4 protein-coding genes are annotated in these 5,172 nt (G+C 31.3%); 2 read left to right on the forward strand and 2 right to left on the reverse strand.

Annotated features, from left to right (window positions below):
- Positions 1-65: 65 nt before the first annotated feature.
- Together QZ659_RS19990 and QZ659_RS19995 are read left to right on the forward strand one after the other, a co-directional pair.
- Complete coding sequence (locus tag QZ659_RS19990; protein WP_291728783.1) at positions 66-1,091, forward strand: hypothetical protein; 1,026 nt, start codon at positions 66-68, stop codon at positions 1,089-1,091.
- Between the two features lie 99 nt (positions 1,092-1,190).
- Positions 1,191-2,339 carry a tyrosine-type recombinase/integrase gene (locus QZ659_RS19995; protein ID WP_291728785.1) on the forward strand — a complete coding sequence of 383 codons (1,149 nt, stop codon included), beginning with the start codon at positions 1,191-1,193 and terminating at the stop codon, positions 2,337-2,339.
- Positions 2,340-2,346: 7 nt separating this feature from the next.
- Here the strand turns inward: QZ659_RS19995 and QZ659_RS20000 are convergent, their stop codons facing one another.
- Together QZ659_RS20000 and QZ659_RS20005 are read right to left on the reverse strand one after the other, a co-directional pair.
- On the reverse strand, positions 2,347-3,594 hold the full coding sequence (locus QZ659_RS20000; RefSeq protein WP_291728787.1) for a hypothetical protein: 1,248 nt from the start codon (positions 3,592-3,594) through the stop codon (positions 2,347-2,349).
- 462 nt (positions 3,595-4,056) lie between these two features.
- Positions 4,057-5,109: a beta-galactosidase gene (locus QZ659_RS20005; protein WP_291728789.1), complete on the reverse strand. Its 1,053-nt coding sequence runs from the start codon at positions 5,107-5,109 to the stop codon at positions 4,057-4,059.
- Positions 5,110-5,172 lie beyond the last annotated feature (63 nt).

Genomic DNA, 5,172 nt, shown 5'->3' on the forward strand with positions numbered 1-5,172 from the left:
TCGTAATTCGTAATTCGTAATTCGTAATTCGTAATTCGTAATTCGTAATTCTTAAATAATTAATTTTGAAAAGAATATTATTTCCTCTTCTTGCTTTATTAGTTGTGGCAGCTACTTATGCCTATATGCGAACTGAAACATATAATTTTTCAGAGAAAGATTTAAGAGTTATTCACGACGCAGACCGAATAGCTTTACAGATGGTCGCTGAAAAAAGAGTACAGAACAACGTATTCATTGAAAAAGTTAAAAATTATTTAGACAAAAACGGGAAAGACCAAGTCTCTATTAACTTGCTACAACGAGTTCGTCAAATACAAACGCTTTCTTCCGATTTATTACAAAAGAGTAACGACATACGAGCGCAATGGCTGCAAAATCCAAATGAGCAACCCACAGATTTATTAATTGAATTTGCCAAAGCTCAAAAAGAATACATTTCTAAACTCCAACGATTTACAGAAACTACCTCTGAAGTAATACAACCTCTCTTTTCACTACCCTTAGAAAACTCAAATGATGTTGGACAAGAAATTAGTGAGGCTGATTTTGCAGCATATTTCGAAAAACTTCCTATGTCTGTGCGTCTGTACACACTTACCTCTATCAATGCAGCCATTGCCAATAGTGAAACTAAAACCATTTATTACATTAGTCAACAGATAGAATATCCTATTTTTGAAATCAACGATTTAGTAGGTATTGTTGCGCCTAGCGAAATTATTCTTTTGGAAGGTAATATGTATGAAGCCACAATGAAAGTGGTGGGAGTATCTTCATTTACAAAACCACAACTTGAAATAGATCAAGCAGAAGGATATGAAGAACTCAAAACGGTAGAAAAAAATGGTATTGTAAGCCTATCCTTTGTAGCTAAAGCTGACGATTACAACGAGCGTGGTCTTGCCTACAAGACGTGGAAAGGCAATGTTACTATCCAACTTCCCAATGGAAAAGATTCTACTTTTACTATACAAGAAAATTATATTGTCAGAAAAAGTAGAAATGGAATCTTAGATTCTCCAACTCCTACAGAGCTTAATCCGAATGAGAGTAAAGTTATCTATGAAGAACCGAGTAGTATTGAATAAAAATTAGCGTATTTTTATTATAAAAACATTTGTATAACATTTCCCAAAAATGTATTTTTGTGTAAACACGTTCTCGTTCAATTATACAACACAAAACAGGTGGAAAATACAAACACGAATCAATCTTTAAGCAGAGTTTCAAGGAATACATTTGGTATTAATCAAACCGTAAAATATTTTGAGCAGTCGCTTGAAAAGCCTCATAATTATGTCCGAATAGCCAAACAGTATTTGCTCTTTACAATGGAGTTTAATTTTGCTATTGATAAAATGAGTGTAGAGATGTTTATAGAAAAAAAAGCTCCTGTTTATAAAACGGCTTGTCGAAAATTCTTGAAATTTGCTGAAAAGAATGAAATTCATAGAGTTTTTGATGATTCTACACCAAATTATAAAGGCAACAAACTGGTTTTGGCATTTCTTGCTAATGCACAACTGAGCGAAAATAGCAAAGAAACCTATGCTAGAGCATTGCACGAATTTTATTCTTTTCTGAATGAAAAAGCTCTTCCTCCTAACAAAGAAGCTGTTTTAGCTTTTATCCAACAATGTAGAAACAACGGACTGAGTCCACACACTACCAATACTTATATTTCAGCTATCAAGCAGTTTGTAAAATACTGTATTCTTAAGCGAGAAGATTTGAAAATTGATAGTAGAATGGTAGAACAAATGCGTGATGTGGCATACATAAAAATCTTGAAAACGGGTGGTACAACAAAAAAATACGCTAAAGATTCGCTCACAGAAGAGGAAAGAAATCATTTATTAAATAGCATCACCAACCCAAAAGACAAAGTCATTATTGCACTTATGGCATATCAAGGCTTGCGAACCATAGAGGTAGTTCGTCTTTCTTGGAAAGATATAAAAGTAGAGCAAGGTAAAAATTATTTAGCTGTTTGGGGGAAAGGACGAGAAGAAAAAGAACTGATTCCACTTTTGCCAGAATGCCACAAAATTTTGATAGACTATCAAATTTCGATTACTCGTCCAGAAGGAAGTATGTTTGCCTACAAAGAAACCAGTAGCATACGAAAAATTACGAACAAATGGCTCAAAGCAGCAGGACTAAAACGTGATAATGTTTCTGCACACAGTTTGCGCCACACAGTAGCCCAGCTTATGTTAGACAAAGGCATTCCAAAACCAATGGTTCAGCGTTTTCTGCGCCACAAATCCGAATCTATGACCAGTACCTACACAGCCAAGCAAGAAGATAGAGAATTTTTGAATTATGAGTTTTAGAATGAACTTATAAGAACCAACCTTCCTTTACCAAGTTAGGGTAGTTATTTATATCAATTCCTTGAAACTTACTAATAAATTTTTTGTCAAACATATCAGGCAAAAGATACGCACCATAAATTTGACTATTATCATTAGAGTTTTTAAGTAATTCAACGCATTGTTCTTTACTAAAGTCTGTCATTATCAAATCTAATGCTACACTTCGCTTGATAGCTTTATCAAAAGTATTACTAGATAAGAAATGAGATATTATTTTTTGTTTGAACTCATTATCAAAACCATTATCATAAAATAGTTTTTTTATTGCACTTATAACATTCTTTCTTAGCAAAAAGTCTAAATCTTCGTTATTCAAATCATTTACATAATCTAATAATGAAGGATAAAGAAACCAACAGATACTTTTCTCTTTATTGTTTTTAACGTATTTTGTGTATAACTCTTGAAATGCACTATCTAATTTGTCAAATATTTTATGATGTTTAAAAAGTAGTATAGCTAATCGTAGAAAATTCTTTTTTTTAATATTACTATAATATTCCTTTTCCTTCTCAATTTGCACAATAAATAAATTAGGCTTTAAGGATAGTATTGCTCTTAATGCTAAAAAATTTATGTTTCTATTTTCATTGGATGGTTCATTGTCAAGAGTAAAAGTTACTTTCCACAAACTTCGAAAAAGTTTAGTCAAACTCTCATCTTTCATTTTACTGATATATCTTGAGTGAATGTATGAAGTAATAAGACTTAAGTCATTTCCCAATGTATCTTTGACTTCAGCTAGGTCAGTAATAAATGTTTCAAATATTCTATTAGAAAAATAAGGTGGTTGAGTAAATACTCTATCTAACATGATTTTTATCAAATGAAGAGTAGTATATTTATCTGGAGCATAAAGCATATCAACTTGTGTTAGTACAGGATGAGCTGATATATGTCTTTGTTTCTGTAAATATCTAATAGTTTCTTCATCTGACTTTTCAAGAATATCTAGTTTTTTAAAGATAGAATCAATTAATTTTGACTCCCAGTCTGGAGAAGTAGGATTACTTTTTTGGAGCTTCTCAATATCTTCAAGAATTTGTTTAGCCCTTTCATCTCTGTAAATATCTCTAAGGTCTCTTAATTTAAAAATCAAATCACAAATTAATACTGAATAAAGCATTACTATAGAAGAACGATAATTCTCATTTACAAAAGTTTCATATACTTCATTAAAATAAGATTTGGTTTTATGATTGTAAATTTTCATAATGGACTCTTCTATCGAAAAATAGTTACTCATAATGCTTTAAGTGGTTTTATTTTATTAGCCTGTTAAAGATAGTTTTTATTTTGAGAATGAATACATTTTTAAATAAAAAATATACTGATTGATTTTTTCAGATTCAATTTTATACTTTTGTAATAATCAATAAGCAAAACACACAAAAACCCCTATTCAATCCAATGAAAACAACCCTATTTTTCAATATCAAATCGTTAGTTCAAGTAGGAAAGAAGGTTAAAGAAATATCATCTTATTGTGCAAAAAAGCAAATGCAAAACTTAAACGACGAGTAATCTTAGCTTTGATATTTATTTTTGTTGGTCTGCTCTACGAGGCTGACTTAATAAAGTCAGCCCAGAGTACCGATGCTATTTTTAGATGTAGTTTAGTTTTTGTTTTTATTTTGGCATAAGCAATAACTTAACACAGAGATGTAGAAGACAATTATTGTAAAGTATCTGCATATAAGTTGAACTGTTGAAATGTAGTATTCCAATCATTTATAGTAAATTCATATTCCCACGGTTCGATATAACGAGCTTTTATCTGTTTTGCTTGTTCGAATACTTTTGAATAATCGCCATTTGGAAAACTGCTTGTTTTATCTGAACGTTGTATCACTTGACAATATATATCACCTTCAAAATTTTCTAATACTTGTATTAGTTCTGATTGATAAGTTGTCTTTCCAGAAATCCACCACATGGCAGCTCCAACTCTTTGATTTAGACTAGTATCGTTCCATAATTCATGAATAATAGTAGAAGCTGGGTTAGTAGATGAAAATAATTCATGTACTTCAAAGGCTAGTGCTTTTTGAGGAAAAACACTAGCAAATTTTTTAGCATTTTGTAAAGAAGCATTTATCCATTTTGTTTCTGTATAACCTGCATTCTCAAAATCTTCCTTATCAAAGCCATTTAGATGCCCTTCAATTCCATTGGCAGTCATTTGAGGAATATATACCAACACTAAAGAACTATCTGAATCATATTTATCAGCTAATCTATCAGCTAGTTTGCCTAAATATTCTAAGACGATACTATCCCAAATGAGAGGTAATTTATAAGGAGTTGTTCCTCTAAACATGTAATTGAAATAAGGTACATTTTTTTCAGTAATCAACCAATCAGGAGTTCCGATTCCTCCTGCTATCAATGCTAATGAATATTGTTTTCCTTGTGCTTTTATAGCATTTATTTGCTGGTCAAGACTTGAAAAATCAAAATTACCCTCTGTTGGTTCAATATCTTTCCATAAAGCTCTGACTAAGACACCTCTTACTTCATCGTGATTCAAAACATGGCTAGAGTGACTTCCCGAACTTGAAAAAACACCTTTTGGCTTAAAAATAGCTTCGATGGGTATTTCTGTTGTATCAATAGGATTTTCGATATCTATTACATCTGTGGGAGTGGGAGTTTCTGTATCTTTACTAGAACAAGAAAAGGCAATAAAAGATATAAGCAATAGAAAGAGAGTAGTTTGTATTTTCATAATTTATTTTAATTTCACAAAAAAGCAATTTTTGATAGTTTAGATACCCAAGACTGCAAAAGG

The sequence above is a fragment of the Bernardetia sp. genome (genome assembly GCF_020630935.1).
Taxonomy (GTDB): domain Bacteria; phylum Bacteroidota; class Bacteroidia; order Cytophagales; family Bernardetiaceae; genus Bernardetia.

What these genes read in the sequence shown, in the direction of transcription:
- QZ659_RS20000 (WP_291728787.1), bottom strand. Translation starts at nt 3,594, where the DNA reads ATGAAAATTTACAATCATAAAACCAAATCTTATTTTAATGAAGTATAT.
- QZ659_RS20005 (WP_291728789.1), bottom strand. Translation starts at nt 5,109, where the DNA reads ATGAAAATACAAACTACTCTCTTTCTATTGCTTATATCTTTTATTGCC.